Origin of the sequence: Pseudomonas sp., from assembly GCF_026224925.1 — a bacterium.
Taxonomy (GTDB): Bacteria; Pseudomonadota; Gammaproteobacteria; order Pseudomonadales; family Pseudomonadaceae; genus Aquipseudomonas.
Genome location: NZ_JAMFRV010000199.1, coordinates 1 through 21258, shown reverse-complemented (window position 1 = coordinate 21258; position 21258 = coordinate 1). Strand labels below are relative to the sequence as shown.

The 21258-nt window shown below is 56.4% G+C and carries 20 protein-coding genes and 1 pseudogene; 5 read left to right on the top strand and 16 right to left on the bottom strand.

All coding sequences use genetic code 11. The annotated features are described in order from the left end of the window. Nucleotides 1-33 precede the first annotated feature (33 nt). From M0974_RS08590 to M0974_RS08560, 7 genes are all read right to left on the bottom strand, one after another. Entirely contained in the window at nt 34-678 is a 645-nt protein-coding gene (locus tag M0974_RS08590; RefSeq protein WP_297835331.1) for a methionine ABC transporter permease, read from the bottom strand. Continuing rightward, a complete protein-coding gene (locus M0974_RS08585; RefSeq protein ID WP_297835328.1) occupies nt 668-1789 on the bottom strand; it encodes a methionine ABC transporter ATP-binding protein in 1122 nt (373 codons plus the stop codon). Before M0974_RS08585 ends, M0974_RS08590 begins: the two co-directional genes overlap by 11 nt. A 2-nt stretch (nt 1790-1791) precedes the next feature. Further along, nucleotides 1792-2580 carry a MetQ/NlpA family ABC transporter substrate-binding protein gene (locus M0974_RS08580; protein ID WP_297835326.1) on the bottom strand — a complete coding sequence of 263 codons (789 nt, stop codon included), beginning with the start codon at nt 2578-2580 and terminating at the stop codon, nt 1792-1794. 129 nt (nt 2581-2709) lie between these two features. Then, nucleotides 2710-4071: an LLM class flavin-dependent oxidoreductase gene (locus M0974_RS08575; protein ID WP_297835323.1), complete on the bottom strand. Its 1362-nt coding sequence runs from the start codon at nt 4069-4071 to the stop codon at nt 2710-2712. Beyond that, complete coding sequence (locus M0974_RS08570) at nt 4071-5276, bottom strand: SfnB family sulfur acquisition oxidoreductase (protein WP_297835320.1); 1206 nt, start codon at nt 5274-5276, stop codon at nt 4071-4073. The genes M0974_RS08575 and M0974_RS08570 overlap by 1 nt, the downstream gene beginning before the upstream one ends. A 20-nt stretch (nt 5277-5296) precedes the next feature. Further along, the gene (locus tag M0974_RS08565) at nt 5297-6538 is read right to left on the bottom strand and encodes an SfnB family sulfur acquisition oxidoreductase (RefSeq protein ID WP_297835317.1); all 1242 of its coding nucleotides are present in this window, start codon (nt 6536-6538) and stop codon (nt 5297-5299) included. Nucleotides 6539-6751: 213 nt separating this feature from the next. Continuing rightward, nucleotides 6752-7441, bottom strand: coding sequence for a hypothetical protein (locus M0974_RS08560; RefSeq protein WP_297835316.1), 690 nt, complete (start codon nt 7439-7441; stop codon nt 6752-6754). A 660-nt stretch (nt 7442-8101) separates the two neighbouring features. On the opposite strand from M0974_RS08560, the gene M0974_RS08555 reads away from it, so the two are divergent. Beyond that, nucleotides 8102-8386 carry a type II toxin-antitoxin system Phd/YefM family antitoxin gene (locus M0974_RS08555; RefSeq protein WP_297835313.1) on the top strand — a complete coding sequence of 95 codons (285 nt, stop codon included), beginning with the start codon at nt 8102-8104 and terminating at the stop codon, nt 8384-8386. Continuing rightward, nucleotides 8352-8672, top strand: coding sequence for a Txe/YoeB family addiction module toxin (locus M0974_RS08550; RefSeq protein ID WP_297835311.1), 321 nt, complete (start codon nt 8352-8354; stop codon nt 8670-8672). Before M0974_RS08555 ends, M0974_RS08550 begins: the two co-directional genes overlap by 35 nt. A 57-nt stretch (nt 8673-8729) precedes the next feature. Here M0974_RS08550 and tcyN read toward each other — a convergent pair whose 3' ends face one another. The 4 genes from tcyN to M0974_RS08530 all read right to left on the bottom strand — a co-directional run bounded on the left by tcyN (nt 8730) and on the right by M0974_RS08530 (nt 12140). Further along, nucleotides 8730-9473 (bottom strand): L-cystine ABC transporter ATP-binding protein TcyN, encoded by a 744-nt coding sequence (gene tcyN, locus M0974_RS08545; RefSeq protein WP_297835308.1) that lies wholly within the window; start codon nt 9471-9473, stop codon nt 8730-8732. Between the two features lie 3 nt (nt 9474-9476). Next, nucleotides 9477-10142: a cystine ABC transporter permease gene (tcyL, locus tag M0974_RS08540; protein WP_297835365.1), complete on the bottom strand. Its 666-nt coding sequence runs from the start codon at nt 10140-10142 to the stop codon at nt 9477-9479. Beyond that, complete coding sequence (gene tcyJ, locus M0974_RS08535; RefSeq protein WP_297835305.1) at nt 10142-10939, bottom strand: cystine ABC transporter substrate-binding protein; 798 nt, start codon at nt 10937-10939, stop codon at nt 10142-10144. Before tcyJ ends, tcyL begins: the two co-directional genes overlap by 1 nt. A gap of 199 nt (nt 10940-11138) precedes the next feature. Beyond that, entirely contained in the window at nt 11139-12140 is a 1002-nt protein-coding gene (locus tag M0974_RS08530) for a D-cysteine desulfhydrase (RefSeq protein ID WP_297835302.1), read from the bottom strand. A gap of 265 nt (nt 12141-12405) precedes the next feature. On the opposite strand from M0974_RS08530, the gene epsC reads away from it, so the two are divergent. The 3 genes from epsC (at nt 12406) to mgrA (ending at nt 16708) form a co-directional block, all read left to right on the top strand. Further along, nucleotides 12406-13356 carry a serine O-acetyltransferase EpsC gene (gene epsC / locus M0974_RS08525; protein WP_297835299.1) on the top strand — a complete coding sequence of 317 codons (951 nt, stop codon included), beginning with the start codon at nt 12406-12408 and terminating at the stop codon, nt 13354-13356. A gap of 207 nt (nt 13357-13563) precedes the next feature. Beyond that, nucleotides 13564-15519, top strand: a complete 1956-nt coding sequence (gene betT, locus M0974_RS08520; protein ID WP_297835363.1) for a choline transporter BetT — start codon at nt 13564-13566, stop codon at nt 15517-15519. A 151-nt stretch (nt 15520-15670) separates the two neighbouring features. Next, nucleotides 15671-16708, top strand: a complete 1038-nt coding sequence (gene mgrA / locus M0974_RS08515) for an L-glyceraldehyde 3-phosphate reductase (RefSeq protein ID WP_297835296.1) — start codon at nt 15671-15673, stop codon at nt 16706-16708. 101 nt (nt 16709-16809) lie between these two features. On the opposite strand, the gene ntrC is transcribed toward mgrA, so the two are convergent. The 5 genes and pseudogenes from ntrC to glnA all read right to left on the bottom strand — a co-directional run. Further along, nucleotides 16810-18243 carry a nitrogen regulation protein NR(I) gene (gene ntrC / locus M0974_RS08510; protein ID WP_297835293.1) on the bottom strand — a complete coding sequence of 478 codons (1434 nt, stop codon included), beginning with the start codon at nt 18241-18243 and terminating at the stop codon, nt 16810-16812. Beyond that, the gene (gene glnL / locus M0974_RS08505; RefSeq protein ID WP_297835290.1) at nt 18240-19325 is read right to left on the bottom strand and encodes a nitrogen regulation protein NR(II); all 1086 of its coding nucleotides are present in this window, start codon (nt 19323-19325) and stop codon (nt 18240-18242) included. Before glnL ends, ntrC begins: the two co-directional genes overlap by 4 nt. A gap of 293 nt (nt 19326-19618) precedes the next feature. Then, entirely contained in the window at nt 19619-20233 is a 615-nt protein-coding gene (locus M0974_RS08500) for a DUF4124 domain-containing protein (protein ID WP_297835361.1), read from the bottom strand. A gap of 37 nt (nt 20234-20270) precedes the next feature. Beyond that, nucleotides 20271-20795: a DUF4124 domain-containing protein gene (locus M0974_RS08495; protein WP_297835287.1), complete on the bottom strand. Its 525-nt coding sequence runs from the start codon at nt 20793-20795 to the stop codon at nt 20271-20273. Nucleotides 20796-21002: 207 nt separating this feature from the next. After that, nucleotides 21003-21258: pseudogene (gene glnA, locus M0974_RS08490) on the bottom strand (glutamine synthetase); the annotation flags it as partial.

The following is a 21258-nucleotide window of genomic DNA, read 5'->3' as shown; positions in this document are numbered from 1 at the left end:
CTGAGCGTGAACAAGCGCTGAATATACCCCTGCTCAGCGTTTGTTCAAGGTGTGTGCCAGTCGATCACCTCCGAGTTGAATCACTGCAACCAATACCACCAACAATACGATCACGGTCAGCATGACCTGACTGTCAAAACGCTGATAGCCGTAGCGATACGCAATGTCCCCCAACCCACCGGCCCCGATGGCACCGGCCATGGCCGATGAGTTGATCATCGTCACCAGAGTGATCGTGAACCCGCCAACGATGCCCGGCAGCGACTCAGGCAGCAGCACATGCCAAACGATGTGCCAGCGACGGCAGCCCATGGCCTGTGCGGCTTCGATAAGCCCGTGGTCGACTTCACGCAAACTCACCTCAGCGATGCGCGCAAAAAAGGGCGTCGCGGCGATGGTTAGCGGCACCACTGCGGCCCACACGCCATAGGTGGTGCCGACAATCAGCCGGGTAAAGGGGATCAGCGCGACCATCAAAATCAGAAACGGAATCGAGCGGAATAAATTGACGATTATTCCCAAGACCCGATTAAGGTTTGGCGCTTCGTAAATTCCGCCCTTGCTGCTGGTGACCAGGAACACCGCCAGTGGAACACCCACCAACAGCGCGATCAGTGACGACACGCCGACCATCAAAAACGTATCAATAGTGCCTTGCAGCAATCGATCAAACCACATAACCCAATACCTCCGCGCGTTGCGCCAGTGTGCGGGCGCGGGTGAGCAGTTCTTCGCGTCCATGTGGCGAGTGCGCGACCGACAAAATCAAATGTCCGAGCGCACGGCCCTGAATGCGCTCGACGCCGCCTTGCAACAGGCTGATACGCCCGCCCAAAATGTTAAACAGCGCCGCCAAGTCCGGTTCTTCGCCGCTGACGCCCGTGAAATGCAGGTCCAGCACCACAGCGGCATTGGCTTGCTGCGGCTGCGGTTTCATCCGTGCCAGCAGGTCTTCGGGTAGCCCGTGTTGCAGCGGCGCCAGCAGGGTTTTGCTGACCTCATGCTGCGGGTTGCCGAACACTTGCCAGACCGGGCCTTGCTCAACCACTTGTCCTTGTTCGAGCACTACAACCCGGTCACAGATATCGCGAATCACGGCCATTTCGTGAGTGATCAAAATGATCGTTAACCCCAGCCGCTGATTGATCTCGCGCAGCAGGCCGAGGATCGATTGAGTGGTCTCGGGGTCCAGGGCTGAAGTGGCTTCATCGCACAGCAAAATCGCCGGGTCATGCACCAATGCGCGGGCAATTCCCACCCGCTGTTTTTGCCCGCCCGACAGTTGCGCCGGGTAGACCTTGTGCTTGTCTTGCAGACCGACCAACTCCAGCAACTCGGTGACTTTGCGCTGACGCTGTTCACGCGGCACACCAGCAACTTTCAGCGGCAGCTCAACGTTCTGCCACACGGTTTTGGCCGACATCAGGTTGAAATGCTGAAAGATCATGCCAATGCGCCGGCGCAGCTGAACCAGGTGGTCTTCGTCGAACTCGGCGATGTCCACTTGATCAATCAACACGCGTCCGCTACTCGGACGCTCCAGTCGGTTGATGGTACGAATCAGCGACGATTTACCGGCGCCGCTGCGGCCGATGATGCCGAACACTTCGCCACGCTGGATCGCCAGGTCCATATTGAGCAGCGCATCTACCGGGCCCTGTTTACTGTCGTAGGTTTTACCCAGGTTGATAAAGCGAACGTGGGCGCGGTTCAAGTCAGGGTGCAGGGCTGTCGTCGCTGTAGCCCCGGCCGGTTCAAGGGTCAGTCGACGTTGGGCGGTTGCGCTCATGTTCAGCTTTCCCAGCCAGCTTGGTACAGCTTGCCGTGGGCTTTATCCAGTGCGGCACGAACCACTGGCGAGTGCTGGTAGATATCGACGAACTTGGCGATGCGCGGGTCGGATTTGTTTTCCGGTTTGATGACAAACTGGATCACATATTCTTTGTGGTCCAGGCCGTCGAATAGCAACGCCGAGGTGGCATCAAAGGTCTTCGCTAAACGGATGTACGCCGGGTAGCCTTGCACCAGATCGGCATCGTCATAGGCTCGAACCAATTGCACGGCTTCAACCTGAATCAGTTTGATTTTTTTCGGGTTGGCGGTGATGTCCTCTTCGGTGGCTTTGTAACCAACACCAGGTTTCAACGTGATCAGCCCGGCCTTGGCTAACAGTTGCAGACCGCGGCCGCTGTTGATCGGGTCGTTGGCGATGGCGACCGTAGCGCCTGTCGGTAATTCATCAAAGCTTTTGTACTTCTTCGAATACAGCCCGACGTTGTTGATGATCCCCGGCGCGAACGGCACCAGATTGAAACCGGCTGCTGCGTTAGCGTTTTCCAAAAATGGAATGTGCTGGAAGTAATTCACATCGATATCGCCGGCGGCGAGGCTGACGTTCGGGGCGATCCAGTCGCTGAATTCTACAAGCTCGACTTTCAAGCCTTGCTTGGCGGCCTCGGCGACCGCAGCTTCCAGCGGAATGGAGAAGGCTGCGGTGGTGCCAACTTTCAGTGGTTTATCGTCGGCCTGGGCGGTTAGTGCGAGTACGCTCAGGGCGAGGGCAATCAGGGTTTTTGTCATGGTGTGTCTTTCCGGGAAATTGATGGTGTTTGTTAGGTCGTCATCGCGGGCAAGCGCGCTCCTACTTGGGGCCGCGTTTTACCTGTGGGAGCGCGCTTGCCCGCGATCGATCGCGCAGCGGTCGCAGCATTATTTGGAGACGTGTCGATACCCCGCGCCTGCATGCGATTCAGGCAATCGGGCACCCTCATGAAACAACTTCTCCCTCAAACTGCCGCTGTCATAAGCAGTCTTGTAAGACCCTCGGCGTTGCAGCTCCGGGATGACCAAATCGATAAAATCGACATAGCTCTCCGGCGTCACAATGCGGGTCAGATTGAAGCCGTCGAGGCCGGTTTCGGCGATCCAGGACTCCAACTCATCTGCTACCTGCTCGGGCGAACCGATTAGGGTGATGTAGCGCCCACCCAGCGCGTGTTGATCCAGCAGTCGCCGGCGCGTCCAGTCGTTGTTTTTCAGATTTTTGGTGGCGGACTGAATGGCGTTGCTCTTCACGTACTGGATAGGCTCATCCAATTCGTACTCAGCAAAATCGATCCCGGTCGAGGCGGCAAAATGCGCGACCCCGGCTTCGGCGCTGGCGTACTCCTGGTACTCGCGGTGCTTGGCGAGCGCCAACTCTTCGGTGGCGGCGACAATCACGTTCAGGCCCATGAATATCCGCACGTCCTCAGGGTTGCGACCCGCTGCCACAGCGCTTGCGCGAACTTTGTCGACTTGCTCGCGGGTCGCGGCCTTGTTCTGGCCGCTAATGAACACGCACTCGGCGTGCCGCCCACCGAACTGCAAACCGCGCTCTGACGTCCCCGCCTGAAACAACACCGGCGTGCGCTGAATCGACGGCTCGCACAGGTGATAACCCTCTACCTGATAGAACTCACCCTTGTGCTCGACTTTGTGCACTTTGCCGGGTTGGGCATAGACCCTTTGCTGGCGATCATTGATCACCGCATCGTCTTCCCAGCTACCTTCCCAGAGCTTGTAAAGGACCTCCAGGTACTCATCGGCCTGATCGTAACGACGGTCATGTTCGATTTGCTCGTTGAGCCCCATGGCCTTGGCGGCGCTGTCGAGGTAGCCGGTGACGATGTTCCAGCCCACTCGGCCGCGGCTCAGGTGATCAAGGGTCGACATGCGTCGGGCGAACAAATACGGCGCCTCATAGGTGAGGTTGGCGGTCAGACCGAAGCCAAGGTTCTTCGTCACGGCGGCCATCGCCGAGACCAGCAACAGCGGGTCATTCACCGGCAGTTGGATCGACTCTTTCAGCGGCACGTCGATGGAGTGTTGGTAGACGTCATACACACCCACGATGTCGGCGATGAACAACCCGTCGAACAAACCGCGCTCCAGCAATTGCGCCAATTCAGTCCAGTATTCGAGGGTTTTGTACTCGGTGGAATTGTCTCGTGGATGGGTCCACAGGCCGTGGTTGATATGGCCAATGCAGTTCATGTTGAACGCATTCAGCAGGATTTTTTTCTTGGCCATCAGATCGTCCCCCGCAGCGGTGGATTTTCTTGATTGAGGTAATAGTTGCCAATGGCGTGGTACTTCCAGCGCACCGGGTCGTGCAGCGTATGCACCCGTGCGTTGCGCCAATGTCGGTCGAGTCCATGTTCGGCCAGCGTCGCTTGGCTGCCGGCCAATTCGAATAAGGTGCTGCCAGCGGCGAGGGATATTTCGGTACTGATGGCCCGTGCTTCGGCCACCGCAATAGAGGCCGCAGCAACGTTGGCTGCGCTGCTATCTGTCTGTGCGCGATCAAGGAACTCACCGGCTCGTTCCAGCAGCGCTTCGGCGGCGTGTAGACGGATGCCGAGTTTGCCGAAACTGAGCAGGGTTAATGGATCGTCCACGGCTTTTTCGATGCCGGAATCAATCCACGGCCGAGTGCGCGTGCGAACGAAATGCAACGCGTCTTCATACGCCGCGCGGGCAATACCGGTGTCGATGGCGGCATGGAGAATCTGCGCCAGCGGGCCCACAGTGGTCGGACGTTCGAAAGCCGTTTGAAAGGGCACCACGTCGTCAGTGCTGACGAATACATTCTCGAACACCACCGAGCCGCTGCCCGTGGTGCGTTGGCCGAAGCCGCTCCAGTCGTCGATCACGCTTAAGCCGGCGCTGTCGTGGGCGACAAATGCCAGTTGTTGTATGCCTTGCTCGTCAATCACCGACGTTGGGATGCGCTGTGCGTACAACGCGCCGGTTGAGTAGAACTTGCGGCCGTTGATGCGATAACCGATGCCGTCGCGGCTTAAGCGCGTGGTGCGGTCGTGGGCGGTTTTGGTGCCCAGCTCGGCCAATGCATTGCCGAATCGAGCGCCTGCCAATACTTCGGCATAAAGGCGCTTTTGCTGCTCGGCGCTGCCATTTACGCGCAGCACTTCGAGGGCATAAAAATGGTTCTGCGGGATTTGCCCAAGGGACGAATCGGCTTCAGAAATGATCTGAATGACCTTGGCCAACGTGACGTTCGACACCCCAGCGCCGCCGAAGGTCGTCGGAACACTGATGCCCCATAAGCCTGAGTTGGAAAATAGATCGAGTTCAGCGTGGGGCAGGCGACGCTCGCGGTCACGTACGGCACTCTCGCGTTTAAACTGTTCGGCCAGCTCGCCGGCCACTTTTAGGGCTTGGGCGTCACTGTTGATCACTGCGGGGTGGGCACGCAGCGAGGAAAGAGAAGTCATGTGTGTCTCCAGTGGTCTGGTTAGATCCAGGAATGCCGAGCGGGCAATGCGCCGTTGAGGTGGTAGTTACCGACGGCGTGGTACTTCCAGCGCACTGGGTCGTGCAAGGTATGCACGCGTGCGTTGCGCCAATGGCGATCGAGGTTGAATTCAGCCAATGTGGCGCGACTGCCGGCCAGTTCGAACAGCTTTTCACTGGCGAGCAGGGCGATTTCGGTGGTCAGGACTTTTGCTTCAGCAACGACGATTGAAGCGCGTGCGGCCGATTGCTCATCGATGGGCGCGGCAGCGATTTCATCCAGCACTTGGCCGGCCTTGCGCAAAAGCGCCTCGGCGGCGTGCAGTTCGAGTTTCAACTTGCCAATATCGGCGATCACGTACAGGTCATCGCTGGCGCGCTCGACCTTGGCTTCGATCCACGGGCGCGAGCGTTCGCGGACAAAAGTGATGCTGTCATCAATAGCTTCGCGAGCGATCCCGGCGTCGATGGCGGCCTGGATCAGCTGAGACACTGCGCCTTGGATGTTCGGAATCAGCGCCAGGCGCCAATTGTCGATGACGTGTTCGGCCTCTACGCGTACGTTTTCCAGTAACACGGTGCCGCTGGCGGTAGTGCGCTGACCAAAGCCCGACCAATCATCAACTATGCGCAGCCCCGGCGTGCCACGTTTGACGAAGGCCAACACTTGTTGGCCTTGCTCGTTCAACGCTTTGACCGCTACCCAGTGAGCGAACAGTGCACCGGTGGAATAAAACTTTTGGCCGTTGATAACGAAGCCGTCGCCATCGGCAACGATTCGGGCTTTGAGGTCCAAGGTGTTTTTAGTGCCGCGCTCGGGCCCTGCATTGCCGATGCGCCAGCCATTGAGGACGCTCTGAAACAGCTCTTTTTTCTGTGCCTCGTTGGCGCTGCCGATCAGAGAATTCAGGACGCCAAACTGGTTCTGCGGAATTTGCCCCAGCGCGGGATCGGCAGCGGAAATGATCTTGAATACTTCGGCTACGGTGACAAACGAAACCTGCGGGCCACCGTAAATCCTGGGCACTGAAATACTGCCCAGCCCACTGCGTGTGAACTGTTCGATTTCTGCCCATGGCAGTTTGCGCTGACGATCACGCTGCGCCGCATGTTGGCGAGCAACCTCGGCCAGTTCATGGGCGGCAGCAATCGCCTCGAAATCATTGCTTAGCACTTTCGCGGGTAACAGCAGCGGAGCAACGTCCAACTGATGATTGAGGGGTGTAATCGCCAAGTCGGACATCAGCGCAACTCCAAGGCTGCACGGGATGTTTTGGCGTTGTACACGGGGGTGATGGTGAAGATGACCATTCCAAACCTCGACATGAGCCGCTGCCCTTAAGGGGCGGCGGCAAAGATAAACTGACGGTGGTCCGGTGGTCCGGTCTATATACCCTAAGCGTGTATAAAAATTAAATAAACGTGCTTTTTGGAATAAGAATAGAAGCGACGGTGGTTAGACGGACGTCGGGATGCTCAATGAACGGATAGGCGCCCAACGTGAGTTATTACCGACCAGATCAATCACGCAATAGGTGACCTCCAGTGACGGATCTTCAGCGGCTTCCAGAATCATCGCTGGCGGTACTTTCAGGATGATGGGCTTGCCGACATCCTGTGCGTTCACCGCCGGTAGATCCATTCGCAGGTCGCCCCAACGCAAGGTGATTTCGTCCTGGGCGGCCATATTTTCGTAGGCCTCGATGGTCACCATGAATCCGTTTTTAAGCTGTCTGTCAGACAGTGTTGGAGGTGCGAGGCTTTGATTTTGTTCGGTGATGTTATGGCTGAGATTGCCGCCGGGGCAGTCGAGCTTGATCAACACTTTTTTGTCAGGTGAAGTCGCCGGAGTGCTCCCGATTTTTTGCACTTGATACCAACTGCTGACGGTGCCGCTTTGCACGAAGCTTTCCGGTACACGCAACCTCAGCGGTTGGCCAATATCATCAATTGCCAGAAGCTTCGAGGCGACGTAACAGCCGTCCCAGAACAAGGTGATCAGATCACCCTCGTCCATCGCTGCGTAGGGCGGGATGGTGACAATCAGATGAGCAGCAGCTTTGGCGCCGATACCGAATTTATTGGCCTGCGGTAACGAAGGTGCAAGCAACGTGATGTGATTGGAAGTTGGGGTCGCACTGTCCATGTTCGAGACTCCTTATTACCCGCGGCCGACGAAGCGACGCCACGCGATAGTCCTTGTTAAGCGGGGGTTGAGTTAGCTGGGGCCTAGCTAAGAGGGAATGGCGAAGGGTGTCAAGGCAGTGCAGGCCCCTGACGCAGGGGAGGCGAAGGAATCAGATTGTTCCTACGTCGAAGGGGATAGAAGAGCACTTGAAAGTACGCATTGCGTCCTACTTGGTGGGTGGTCGGGACTTGTAAGTCTATGGCAGGCAGTCTGAACCTTTGCACGCCTAGTAGGCTGTCAAAAATGGTTGGTCTGACTGTCCTTGGGCCTCGATGCTGATGCCCATCCGCCCCATAATGGTGACTGGATGCTGGTTAGGTGAATTGCGCTGGCGAGATTTCGGAGCGACAGCTGATCGGCAGACAGCCCCGCTGGACAAGGTGTAGAAGCCCCATCACCTTCGTTATGCCTTTACGCAGGACGACATAAACGACAGTTTGTTCTGCCGCTTGGGCCTTTACCGATGTACAAAGTTATGTACAATGTATCTCGATGCAGGCATAGGTGATCAGGAATCGGCCGCTTGTCTCTAGCCCTCGCGGATTATCCCGAGGATCTACCTCACCAGGAGAACCTGGAAAGGAGCCCCAGACAATCTCGGGCAAGGATTACAAACTGATGAATATTTTAACGTTTAGCCAGGCTCGTGCCGGTTTAAAGCAAGCGATGGACGATGTATGCCGGGATCACGAACCTGCAGTTATCACGCGTCAACGCGGTGATCATGTGGTCATGTTGTCGCTGGATGACTTCAACTCGATGGAAGAGACGATGTACCTAAACAGTACTGTCGCTAACGCTACGCGCCTACGTGAATCAATTGCTCAATTAAAAGCCGGAAAAGCCTTCACCAAAGGGATTTTGCTGAATGTCGCAGAAGCAGAAACAGAAGAACAAGGCTGAAGCTAGAGAAACCGTAGACGTGTCGTTCACTTCCCATGGGTGGGATGACTATCAGTACTGGCAGGATTCAACGGTAGCGGTAGATGCCGCGATTCTCGCCACGATCAATAGCCTTATCGAGGAAATCCGCAGAACACCTTTTCGGGGAACTGGCAAACCGGAACCGTTGAAAGGCGACCTTTCGGGATTTTGGTCTCGGCGTATTACCCGAGAACATCGGCTCGTGTACCTCTTCGAGGGCGGAGCTCTCACTGTTCTCGCTTGTCGATTTCATTACGACAACTGACTCGCAAACAAAAACAGCGCCATATTTAGCGCTGTTTTTACAGCTCGAACCCAATCCTCAGTTCCGACTCCGTTCCAAAAACTGCCGAGTCCGTTCTTCTCGAGGATTAGCAAACAGTGCCTTGGCTTCACCCTGCTCAACGATCACGCCCTTGTCGATGAAGATCACCCGGTTGGCCACGTCCCGGGCAAAGCTCATTTCGTGAGTGACGATGACCATGGTGCGTTTCTCTTCGGCCAAGGCGCGAATGGCGGCCAATACTTCGCCCACCAGCTCTGGGTCCAACGCTGACGTGGGTTCATCGAACAGAATGACTTCGGGTTCCATGGCCAACGCGCGGGCAATCGCTACCCGTTGCTGCTGGCCGCCCGATAAGCGCCGTGGGTACGAATCCTCTTTGCCCGCAAGCCCGACCTTGGCGAGTAAAGCCAGTCCGAGTTTGACGGCCTGTTCTTTTGGCATCTTCTTGACCACCAAGGGGCCTTCAATCACGTTCTCCAGCGCGGTACGGTGCGGGAACAGGTTAAAGTTTTGAAAGACGAAACCCACGTGCTGCCGCAGTTGCCTAATCAACCCCGCCTGCTGAGTCAGTGGCTTGCTGCCGTCGATCTTGATATCGCCCACTTGAATACTGCCGCTGCTGGGTTCTTCAAGAAAGTTGAGGCAGCGCAGCAATGTGGTTTTGCCCGATCCGCTGGGACCGATAATGGCCACCACTTCACCGGCTTCAATGCGTAGGTCGATGCCCTTGAGCACCGTCTGGCCTTTGAATTGTTTGGTCAGTTTTTCAACCACGATCATGCTTCAAGACTCCTGATCATGTCGGTTGACCCTCGCTTCCAGTCGGTTCTGCAAATGTGCGAGCAGGCTGGCGAGAATCCAGTAGATCAGTGCTGCGGCCAGGTACATGGTGAAAATTTCGAAGGTGCGGGCCGTGATCAATTGCGCCTGCCGAAACAGCTCAGGCACTTGAATCGTCGCCGCCAACGCGGTGTCCTTGACCAGCGAAATGAAGCTGTTGCCTAGCGGTGGCAAGGCGGTGCGCGCGGCTTGGGGCAGAATGGCCCGGCGCATGGCTTGCGCGCGGGTCATGCCGATGCTCGCTGCAGCTTCCCATTGCCCGCGGTCCACGGCGCCAATGGCGGCACGCAGAATCTCGCACGCGTAGGCCGCCATGTTCAGCGAAAAACCAATTAGCGCAGCAGGTAATGGGTCCAGCTCGACGCCCAATTGCGGCAGGCCGTAATAGATCACGAACAGCTGGACGAGCAACGGCGTGCCGCGAAAGAACGACACGTACACCCGCGCAACACCGCTGACTAGCTTATGGCGCGACAAACGCATCAATGCCAGGCCGAAGCCCAGCAACAAGCCGAAGAACATGCCGCCCAGGCTGAGAATGACGGTGTAATACGCGCCCTTCAGCAGGAAGGGCGCGGAGTCCAGCGCTAGCTTTAGACTCTCTTCAATCATTTGGTCACGTCAGAGCCGAAGTACTTCTGTGACAACTTCGCCAGGGTGCCATCGGCGCGCAGTTTGTCGATGGCGGTGTTGATCGCCGCCACCAGCTCAGGCTCGCCTTTACGAATAGCAATACCGGCTTCCTGACGGGAGAACGCTTTGCCGGAGGCGGCCAGTTTGTTGTTGGTCTTCTTCACCATTTCCAACGCTGCAAGACGGTCGACGAGAATTGCGTCGGTACGGCCAGCCATCAAGTCCTGAAACTTGGTTGGGTCATCGTCGTAGGTTTTGACCACTGCGCCAGGTACGTTTTCTTTCAGCCACTGCTCGTAGTTCGTGCCTAAGCCGACACCGACTTTTTTGCCGGACAGTGATTCAGGAGTCGGGAACTTGTCAGCGTCCTTCTTCTGGGTCAGCGCCTGAATTCCGGAGATGGTGTAGGGCTCGGAGAAGTCGTACTTCTTCTTGCGCTCTTCAGAGATGGTCACCTGATTGATCACCACGTCCAGACGCTTGGACTCAAGTGCTGCGAGGATACCGTCCCATTTGGTTGGCTGCAGTTTGGCGGTTACGCCCAGTTCCTTGGCCAACGCTTGGGAGAATTCAACTTCGAAACCGGCAAGTTTGCCGTCTTCACCGACAAAACTGAACGGTGGATAAGTGCCTTCAAGGCCGACGTTGATCGTGCCACTGCTTTTGATCTTTTGCAGTTGGTCGCCGGCGACGGCTTGGCCGATCAGGCTGGAGCCGAGCACGAGGCTCAAGGTAGAGAGAAGAAAGGTGCGGCGAATAGCAGCAATGTTCATGAAGAGCCCCTTATTGTGATTTGAATGTCAGGCAAGAATCAGACCCAACGAAAGCTACTGCGGCCTTGAAACTTTATCCAGCAATTTCAAGCGGCCTTATTCCATTTATGCGAGGCGACTATAAAGCCAGTCGCCATATCAGTTTAAATACTAAAAAATATCTTATATATTTCTTAATGGAATAGGTAGCTGCGCTCAGTCATGCTTCGGAAAATACGTCCGGATACGCAAACAGCGCAGGTGCGCCGCCGGTGTGTAGGAAAATGATCGGACCGTCATTGAAACGCTGACGGCCGATGCCATCCAGTAGACCTGCCATGGCTTTGCCGGTGTACACCGGATCGAGTAGCAAACCTTCTTGGCTGGCAACCAGCTTAATGGCGGCCAACGTTCCGGCATTAGGCGCGCCATAGCCGGGGGCAAAATACTCATCCCACAATTCGACCTTGAAGCTATTCGGCAGATTAACGCCCAGCAGTTCGGCAGTGCTTTGCGCCAAGCCCTCGACCTTCGGCCGCTGTGCTTCGTCGCTGCGAGAAACGGTGACGCCCACCACGGGCAGGTTCGGCAGGGATTCGCTAAGGCCTAGGGCCAAGCCGCTGTGGGTACCAGCGCTACCTGACGCGAGTACTACGGCGGCAAAATCCAGCCCCGTGGTGTTGATTTGTTCGGCTAATTCCAACCCGGCCCGTACATAACCCAAGGCGCCTAATGCATTGGAGCCACCGATGGGAATGCTGTAAGGGTTTTTACCGCTGGCCCGAAGACGGGAGGCGAGGGCATGCAATTGATCGTCGGCGTTGTCTAGGTTGTCGACGAGCTCAACCTTAGCGTCGAACAGGCTCAGCAGCAGTCGGTTACCGTTGTTCAGATAATTGGGATCATTGGTGGCGAGAGGATTTTCCAGTAGCACGACGCACCCGAGGCCCAAACGAGCAGCCAGGGCGGCCGTTTGCCGAGCGTGATTGGACTGCAGGCCACCCGCAGTGATCAAGGTGTCGGCGCCCTGTGCCAGCGCATCGGCGGCCAGGTATTCAAGTTTGCGCACCTTGTTGCCGCCCAGTGCCAGCGTCGTGGTGTCGTCGCGTTTTACGTAGATATCTCGGCCCGTCCATGTCGACAGGCGCTCGAGTTTTTCCAGAGCGGTGGGTGTGCCCAGCAATTGCAGACGATTAAAACGAGCAAGCTGTTGTTTGATCATGGTGGTTTAGATGGCCGGCGAAGTAAGTCGATGGACTATAGGCACTCGCGTCGGGTGGCTGCAACATTTGTGCATACCCAAGATTAATGTAGGAGCGCGCTTGCCCGCGATGTACCGCGACGCGGTTCCAATATGCTGAACCCAATTCCATCTGAGGGGCTTGTCCGCCAGATAAAAGGCCTTACTTAAATTGTTATTTTTTCGTGTCGAAAGTTTGCCGTAAAGTGGACACATCCGGGCTTTGGGCCCTAAAGGAGTGATGAGCGTGAGCGATATTTCAGACGCATCCGCCGACAGCCGTTCCGGTAACTGGCAGTTGCAGCAAATCGTTGGGCAATTACGTGAAGCCCGGGACGAGTGGCGCCACCGTAATGGCCGAGTCAGCGGCGAGCAGGGTGGGCGAGAATTACCGTCCCGCGCCGCCGTGCGGGACATACTTGAGGCGCTGTGCGGGGCGTTATTCCCCATGCGCCTTGGCCCGGTTGATTTGCGCGAAGAAAGCGAAGACTTTTACGTCGGTCACACACTCGACGTCGCACTCAACGCGTTATTGGCACAAGCACGCCTGGAGCTACGCTACGTAGCGCGCCAGCGTGGCGAAGACGTAAACGCCGTCGAGAGCCATGCGACCCAGCTGATTCAGGATTTTGCTGCTGCGCTGCCTGCCATGCGCATCTTGCTCGACACCGATGTCTTGGCCGCCTACCACGGCGACCCGGCTGCGCGTAGCGTCGATGAAGTGTTGTTATGCTATCCGGGCATCTTGGCGGTCATCCATCACCGTTTGGCCCACCACCTGTACCGCGCCGGATTGCCGTTATTAGCGCGGATCAGTTCCGAGTTAGCCCACTCTGCCACCGGGATCGACATCCCTCCGGGCGCGCAGATTGGTGGCAGCTTCTTTATTGATCACGGAACAGGCGTAGTCATCGGCGAAACCGCGATCATTGGCGAACGCGTACGGATTTATCAAGCGGTGACCTTGGGCGCGAAGCGCTTCCCGGCCGACGAAGACGGTCAATTGCAAAAAGGCCACGCCCGGCACCCGATTGTTGAAGACGACGTAGTGATCTATGCCGGCGCGACCATTTTGGGGCGCATCACCATCGGCAAAGGTTCGACGGTTGGCGGTAATGTCTGGCTGACCCGTAGCGTGCCGGCTGGGTGCAATGTGTCCCAGGCCAACTTGCTGCAGAAGGATGATTGTCTTAAGTAATGCACCGGTCAGATTCCTGTCGGCGATTAGGCCTCGCGAACCATCTGTGTTTAACTTGACTGAACGTTCAAGTTAAAATCGGTGGTTCGCTGCCCGCTCACAACAGGAGGCTTACCTTTTGCATTTGTTTTTCTCAGCCACGATTTCCATCTGTGAAGTGCTCGTTTTATGAGCGGTTCAAACGCTCCAATTCGTAGTCAGATCCGCATGAACCCGCCGGTTTTTTATTTCGCGGCGAGTTTCATTCTGCTATTTGGGCTGGTCGTGATTCTCTTCCCTAAGCGCTCAGGTGAATGGTTACTGGCCGCTCAGGATTGGGCCGCCAATACGGTTGGCTGGTATTACATGTTGGCCATGACCTTGTACCTGGTCTTCGTGGTGGTCACCGCTCTGTCCGGTTACGGCAAGATCAAACTCGGCGCCGATCACGACGAACCTGAGTTCAGCTATTTGTCGTGGGCTGGGATGCTGTTTGCCGCCGGTATCAGCATCACGCTGTTCTTCTTTTGCGTTTCCGAACCGCTGACCCATATGTTGCAGCCGCCTCAGGGCGTGGGCGGCACCACAGAGTCTGCGCGACAGGCCATGCAATTGCTGTTTCTGCATTGGGGACTACACGGCTGGGGCGTGTTTGCCTTTGTCGGCATGGCACTGGCCTACTTCGCCTATCGACATAACCTGCCGCTGGCGCTGCGCTCGGCGCTTTACCCGCTGATCGGCAAACGCATTAACGGCCCGATTGGGTATGCGGTGGACGGTTTTGGCATCATCGCGACTGTCTTCGGCTTGGGTGCCGACATGGGCTTTGGCGTTCTGCACCTGAACTCTGGCCTCGATTACCTGCTCGGTGTGCCGCACACCCACTGGATTCAGGTCGGTTTGATTACATTGATGATGGGCGCGGCGATTTTGGTGGCCATTGCTGGCGTCGACAAAGGCGTGCGCCTGATGTCCGACATCAACATGCTGCTGGCCTGCGCATTATTGCTGTTTGTGCTGTTCGCCGGACCTACGCAGCATCTGCTCAACACCTTAGTGCAGAACATCGGTGATTACCTGGGCGCACTGCCGACCAAGAGCTTCGACGTTTACGCCTACGACAAAACCGGCGACTGGCTCGGAAGTTGGACGGTGTTTTATTGGGCGTGGTGGATCGCGTGGTCGCCGTTTGTTGGGCTGTTCATTGCGCGTATTTCCCGCGGCCGGACCATTCGTGAGTTCGTCTTCGGTGTGTTGCTGATCCCGTTGGGCTTCACCTTGGCCTGGATGTCGATATTTGGTAACAGCGCCATCGACCAGGTGCTCAACCACGGCATGGTCGCGCTCGGCCAATCGGCCATCGACGATCCCTCTATGACCCTCTACTTGCTGCTGGAAACGTATCCATGGAGCAAAACCGTCATCGCAATAACGGTATTCATCAGTTTTGTGTTCTTCGTTACCTCCGCCGATTCGGGCACGGTGGTGCTCTCTACGCTGTCTGCACGGGGGAATAACGCCGATGAAGACGGGCCGAAATGGCTGCGGGTATTTTGGGGCGTGATGACCGCGCTGATCACCAGTGGACTGCTGTTCTCGGGCAGCATCGATTCGTTGAAGTCAGCAGTGGTGCTGACATCTTTGCCGTTCTCGCTGATTTTGCTGCTGATGATGTGGGGCCTGCAAAAGGCTTTTCATACAGAGTCTCAGCGCCAGATCGCGCAAGGTTATTCACTGGCTCCGGTCTCCCAGTCACGCCGAAGTGGTTGGCGTCATCGCTTGAGCCAGGCCGTGCATTTTCCTTCGCGGGACGAGGTTTATCGGTTCCTTGAGCAAACCATACGCCCGGCCATTGAAGAAGTAACAGCGGTGTTCGTCGAGAAGGGCTTGAACGTTGTCACCCAGCCTGACCCGAGTAACGACAGCGTCAGCCTAGAGATCGGCCACGGCGAAGAGCACCCGTTTATCTATCAGGTGATGATGCGTGGCTTCTTCACGCCGTCTTTCGCCCTCGCCGGAATGGGTTCAAAAGACTCAAATAATCGACGTTATTACCGTGCAGAAGTCCACCTGAGCGAAGGCAGCCAGGATTACGACTTGGTTGGCTACACCAAGGATCAAGTGATCAACGACATTCTTGATCAATACGAACGGCACATGCAGTTCTTGCATTTGGTGCGGTGACATATTAGTCAGACTATTGAAAACTCGATGAGTGCGCGTATGCTCGCTCAACTCGTCTGACCCTGTTCAACAGGGTCAGCCAATAAAAAAGCGGGAACTGCACCTCCGAAACTGGAGTCGCAGCCTATGCACCTTTACGAGAGAGGATTCGATGACTTATATCGCTGCTGAAAACCGTTATGAAGCTATTCCTTACCGCCGTGTTGGTCGCAGCGGGCTGGTTTTGCCTGCGTTATCGCTGGGCCTGTGGCACAACTTTGGCGACAGCACGCCGATGGATACTCAACGTGCGCTGTTGCGTACTGCGTTCGACCTGGGCATCAATCACTTCGACCTGGCCAACAATTATGGCCCCCCGTATGGCAGCGCCGAGATTAACTTTGGTCGCCTGCTGCGCGAAGACTTCAAGCACTACCGCGACGAGCTGATCATTTCCAGCAAAGCGGGCTGGGACATGTGGCCAGGCCCTTACGGCCAAGGCGGCGGATCACGTAAATACGTGCTCGCCAGTCTCGATCAGAGCTTGCAGCGTATGGGGCTGGACTACGTTGATATCTTTTATTCGCACCGATTCGATCCACTGACTCCACTGGAAGAAACCGCCAGCGCATTAGCCACTGCCGTGCAGCAGGGCAAAGCGTTGTACATCGGTATCTCGTCATATTCCGGGGCAAAAACCCGTGAGATGGCTGCACTGCTCAAAGAGTGGAAAGTACCGCTGTTGATCCATCAACCGGCCTATAACCTGCTCAATCGTTGGATAGAGCGCGACCTGTTGGACGCAACCGACGACCTTGGTGCGGGGGTTATTGCGTTCACGCCGTTAGCCCAAGGCTTGTTGACCGACAAATACCTTAATGGCATCCCAAAGGATGCGCGCGTCAATAAACCAGGCGGTGGTTCATTGCAGGCTTCGCACCTGTCCGAGAGCAACATTGCACACGTGCGTGCGTTAAATGAAATCGCCAAGCGTCGTGGCCAAAGCTTGGCGCAGTTGGCCTTGGCCTGGACCCTGCGAGATCCGCGCATCACCTCCGCATTGATCGGCGCGAGCCGCCCAGAGCAGATCATTGAAAACGTCGGCGCACTGAAAAACCTGGATTTCACCCAGGACGAGTTGAAGGAAATCGACAGCTTTGCAGTGGAAGGCGGGATCAACCTGTGGGAAAAACCGTCGACTGATCAGTAAGGAAACCTGTAGGTCTGTGGATTGCCCTAGACCTGTGGGGCCGAATTTATTCGGGAAGGCCTCAGCGCGGTGTAACAGGTACACCGCGCTGGGGGATTGACTCAGGCGTCGTCGCCGTCGTCTTCGTCGCCATCGATTTTCATGCCCAATTCCTTGATCTTGCGAGTCAAGGTATTGCGGCCCCAGCCCAATAACACAGCAGCATCGCGGCGGCGGCCGGCTGTGTGCTTGAGGGCGGTTTCAATCATGATGCGTTCAAACGTCGGCACTGCGCTGTCGAGCAGGCTCGATTGTCCGCGTGCCAGTGCCTGATCGGCCCATTGACGCAGTGCGTGTTCCCAGTTGGTGACTGGCGCAGCATCGTGGGGCAGGCTTAGCAGCTCTGGCGGCAAGTCGCTGACGTGAACTTCACGCCCGGACGCCATCACCGTGATCCAGCGGCAGGTGTTTTCCAGCTGGCGCACGTTGCCGGGCCAAGGCAGATGTTTGAGGTATTCCTCGGTTTCAGCTTTAAGCAGCTTCGGTTCAACCGCCAGTTCTTGCGCGGCGCGGGCCAGGAAGTGCTTGGCCAATGTTGGGATATCTTCGCGGCGGTCGGACATCCGTGGGATATGAATCCGAATCACGTTGAGACGGTGAAACAAATCCTCACGAAATTTACCGGCTTGCACCAGAATTTCCAGATTCTGGTGAGTCGCGGCGATGATCCGCACATCGACCTTGACCGGCGTATGCCCGCCAACACGGTAGAACTCGCCGTCCGCCAGTACGCGCAACAAGCGGGTCTGGGTGTCGGCCGGCATGTCGCCGATTTCATCAAGGAACAGAGTGCCGCCATCCGCTTGTTCGAAGCGGCCGCGCCGTAGGTTGGCCGCGCCGGTGAACGCACCTTTCTCGTGGCCGAACAGTTCGGACTCCATCAAATCCTTGGGAATGGCCGCCATGTTCAATGCAATAAACGGCGACGCCGCGCGAGGACTGTGACGGTGTAAAGCGTGGGCAACCAGCTCTTTACCCGTACCTGATTCGCCATTGATCAACACGGTAATGTTGGAGTGGCTCAGGCGACCGATTGCGCGAAACACTTCCTGCATCGCCGGTGCTTCGCCGATGATTTCCGGAGTACGGGTCAGCGTCGGCGCAACTTCCATGCCCTGCTGTTCTTGGGCGTGCTGATTGGCGCGCTTGACCAGTGACACGGCCTCATCAACGTCAAACGGTTTGGGCAGGTATTCGAACGCACCGCCTTGATACGATGCTACGGCACTGTCCAAGTCTGAATGGGCAGTCATGATGATCACTGGCAAACGCGGGTGCTGCTCGCGAATTCGTGCCAGCAAGTCGAGGCCACTGGCACCCGGCATGCGAATGTCTGAAATGATCACGTCGGGTTGCTGACGGGCCAGGCGGCTCATGACGCCGTCGGCGCTGTCAAAGCTTTGGGTGGTCATGCCTTCTTGTTGCAGTGCTTTTTCCAAAACCCAACGGATAGAACGGTCGTCATCGACGATCCAGACAGTTTCACTACGGCTCATGACGACGCTGCTCCTTGTTCCAGCGGCAGGAAGATCGAGAAAGTAGTATGGCCAGGATGGCTATCACACTCGATCAGCCCCTGGTGCTGACTAATAATGTTCTGGGTAATCGCCAGGCCAAGCCCGGTGCCATCTGGGCGGCCGCTGACCATTGGATAGAAGATGGTTTCCTGCAGATCGGCCGGTATACCGGGACCGTTGTCGATAATTTCGATTTTGCTCACCAACCGGTGGCGAACATGGCCAATGGTGAACTGGCGCATGGCGCGCGTACGCAGGCTGATGCGGCCCAGGCGTAACTCGTTTTGGCCGCTGATGGCTTGCATTGCGTTGCGCACTATATTGAGCACGGCCTGAATCATTTGTTCGCGATCGATCAATACGTCCGGAATACTCGGGTCGTAATCACGCACCAAAGTAATGCAGCCTTGGCTTTCGGCTTCCACTAGGCTGCACACTCGCTCAAGCACTTCGTGCACGTTGGTCATGGCCAGCGACAGCAGCTTGTTCGAACCCAGCATGCGATCGACCAGATTGCGCAGGCGATCGGCCTCTTCGATGATGACGTTGGTGTAATCCTTGAGGCTCTCTTCTGGTAGCTCGCGTGCCAGCAATTGTGCGGCGCCGCGAATTCCGCCAAGTGGATTTTTGATTTCGTGAGCCAAGCCACGCACCAGCATTTTGGTGGTTTCTTGCTTAGAAAGCTGGGCTTCTTCCTTGGTGATACGCAGGAAGCGATCACGCGGGTGGACCTCCAGCAGCAGCATGGTCTGGCCTTGGTTGAGGATCGGCGTGACAGCGTAGTCAACAGTCAGCGTCTGACCGGTCAACGCCGTCAGCATCGCTTCGCGCTTAGTGAACGGATGCGCTTGCTCAACGGCCTGGCGCAGCGAGTGCAACGCTTCAACTGACTCGGTGAACAATTCGCTGATGAATTGGCCATGGCTGCGCTGACCGCTGATGGCCAGCAGCATTTCAGCTGCGGGATTCATGTACTCAAGTCGCAAGTCGCAATTGAGCAGAATAGTGGCAGTCGTCAGGTTATCGAGTAACAGCCGGTGCAGCGCATCACTGATAGTCATAAATTCTCGTTGACCTCTTTTGGCACATTGCAACCACTGGCGAACGCGGGCCGAGCCTCGCAAGGGTTGGGCAAGTTGCTGATACGGTGCGGGTAGGGCGCTTAGTTAGATGGAAGTTGCAAAAAACAAACCAAGGCTCCGAAAAGAAGCGTTAAACCCGCAAAATCGGGCTTTTTTCGGACAATGGGCCCTTTAGCTGAGTGATTTTGACGGGTTTGCGAACCAAAATGGGTAAAGCTGCGTCACAGTCCGTTCAGTATTGCACCAATACGGAGCGTCGCCAGTTTTGGCGCTCATAAGAACGGCAGCCAACTGCTTTTTTCTATGGGTTTATCTGCAATTGGGCATTCCGGACGCACGCCATAGTCTTCGATGGTGCACGGCTGGGCCAGACGCTTCTGTGCCAGGCTGATGCGCAGCATGTGAAATTCTTGGCTGGCGGTGCGTTCCACGATACGGCCCAATTCGTCGAGAATCTCGACGGACAGTTGGTGAGTGCCGCGATCAATATTGGTCAGCGGAAAAACCGGACTGCGGCCCGCTTCCGCGAAAGGCTTACCGTCAAGCAGCAAGCGGTATAGGTGGCCCTTTTGCAAATCGGGATCGTTATTGACGCTGACAATTAATTCGCCGGTCATGCTGCGGATGGTCGCGTCAGGTTCCGGTACCAAAATGCGCAGCACTTGGTAGTGGAACAGTGGACCTGGCTTTACCGCGGCTGGTTTTTTCTTCGGCACCGATTTGGGCGGCGTCGCGGTCATGTTGTTACTGGGCGGGATCTCTACTCGACTTGCGCCTTTGTGGGGCTGATCGGTAAATACCCGATTTCCTTGGGCGTCGATGTAGGTAAAAACGTCAGCCGCTGCGGGCAGGGCAGTCAGCAGCAGGCACAGCAACATGCTTAGCACTGAGACACGTCGCGCCAATACTTTACTGTTCGGCAAATCAAGGTTTACCGACATGGACTCGCTGCACCGTGGCTGTGAGTGTTTCGCTTTGCTGGATAACTTGGGTGCCGCTCACCACGCGCACGGCCAAGCTGTGCTCGCCGCGCTCAAGATTCACTACCTGCAGCCGCGGGACATTGCTAATTTGCCCATAGGACTTGCCGTCGATGACCAATTGCAACAGATGCCCTGACTGTAGGTGCGGCTGTATCGCAACACCCACGGTAAAGGTGCCGTTATTGGCCCGTAGGGCTTCGTCAGTGGGCAGGTCCGTCAGCGCAAGCACGCTATAGGCCGCCGTCGCTTGGTTCTGTTGAGGTGGCGTCGTGGGCGCGGCGTTCTGCACGTTCGGCTTTTTAGTATTGACGCTGTTAAGCGGCGGTAAGTCCACTGTTTCGCTGGGGGTGCCGTTGGGCGGTTGGTTGCTATAGGCAGGGTTACCATTGGCATCGGTGTATTTATAGATCTGCGCGACAGCAGGCAAGGTAACCAACAGCAGCAAATAGATAAGGCTTCGACGCATGGAATCTCCAAAAGCGCGTTGAGTGTGGAGGCTGGCATGGGCTGCTATAGATAAGTTAGCGCGACCGGGCTGGCGTGGCAGCATAGAACACAATGGGTTCGGCCGGGCCACGCGATGCACCGGCTATGAGACAAATTATAATGCAGCCACAAAAAAGGCCTCCCGAAGGAGGCCTCTTGTTACGTCAATGCAACTGACGTGACTGGATTAGCAGCTGTAGTACAGCTCGTATTCCAGTGGGTGTACGAAAGTACGTACTTTGATTTCTTCTTCGCTTTTCAAGCCGATGTAAGCGTCGATGAAGTCGTCGCTGAATACGCCGCCTTTGGTCAAGAACGCACGACCTTTGTCCAGCTCTTCCAGGGCTTCTTTCAAGCTACCGCAAACCTGTGGAATCTCTTTCGCTTCTTCAGGCGGCAGGTCATACAGGTTTTTGTCAGCAGCGTCGCCAGGGTGGATCTTG

Excerpts from the sequence above, each read along its gene's own strand:
- M0974_RS08590 (WP_297835331.1), bottom strand. The coding sequence starts at position 678 with ATGTGGTTTGATCGATTGCTGCAAGGCACTATTGATACGTTTTTGATG.
- M0974_RS08585 (WP_297835328.1), bottom strand. The coding sequence starts at position 1,789 with ATGAGCGCAACCGCCCAACGTCGACTGACCCTTGAACCGGCCGGGGCT.
- M0974_RS08580 (WP_297835326.1), bottom strand. The coding sequence starts at position 2,580 with ATGACAAAAACCCTGATTGCCCTCGCCCTGAGCGTACTCGCACTAACC.
- M0974_RS08575 (WP_297835323.1), bottom strand. The coding sequence starts at position 4,071 with ATGGCCAAGAAAAAAATCCTGCTGAATGCGTTCAACATGAACTGCATT.
- M0974_RS08570 (WP_297835320.1), bottom strand. The coding sequence starts at position 5,276 with ATGACTTCTCTTTCCTCGCTGCGTGCCCACCCCGCAGTGATCAACAGT.
- M0974_RS08565 (WP_297835317.1), bottom strand. The coding sequence starts at position 6,538 with ATGTCCGACTTGGCGATTACACCCCTCAATCATCAGTTGGACGTTGCT.
- M0974_RS08560 (WP_297835316.1), bottom strand. The coding sequence starts at position 7,441 with ATGGACAGTGCGACCCCAACTTCCAATCACATCACGTTGCTTGCACCT.
- M0974_RS08555 (WP_297835313.1), top strand. The coding sequence starts at position 8,102 with ATGAATATTTTAACGTTTAGCCAGGCTCGTGCCGGTTTAAAGCAAGCG.
- M0974_RS08550 (WP_297835311.1), top strand. The coding sequence starts at position 8,352 with ATGTCGCAGAAGCAGAAACAGAAGAACAAGGCTGAAGCTAGAGAAACC.
- tcyN (WP_297835308.1), bottom strand. The coding sequence starts at position 9,473 with ATGATCGTGGTTGAAAAACTGACCAAACAATTCAAAGGCCAGACGGTG.
- tcyJ (WP_297835305.1), bottom strand. The coding sequence starts at position 10,939 with ATGAACATTGCTGCTATTCGCCGCACCTTTCTTCTCTCTACCTTGAGC.
- M0974_RS08530 (WP_297835302.1), bottom strand. The coding sequence starts at position 12,140 with ATGATCAAACAACAGCTTGCTCGTTTTAATCGTCTGCAATTGCTGGGC.
- betT (WP_297835363.1), top strand. The coding sequence starts at position 13,564 with ATGAACCCGCCGGTTTTTTATTTCGCGGCGAGTTTCATTCTGCTATTT.
- mgrA (WP_297835296.1), top strand. The coding sequence starts at position 15,671 with ATGACTTATATCGCTGCTGAAAACCGTTATGAAGCTATTCCTTACCGC.
- ntrC (WP_297835293.1), bottom strand. The coding sequence starts at position 18,243 with ATGAGCCGTAGTGAAACTGTCTGGATCGTCGATGACGACCGTTCTATC.
- glnL (WP_297835290.1), bottom strand. The coding sequence starts at position 19,325 with ATGACTATCAGTGATGCGCTGCACCGGCTGTTACTCGATAACCTGACG.
- M0974_RS08495 (WP_297835287.1), bottom strand. The coding sequence starts at position 20,795 with ATGCGTCGAAGCCTTATCTATTTGCTGCTGTTGGTTACCTTGCCTGCT.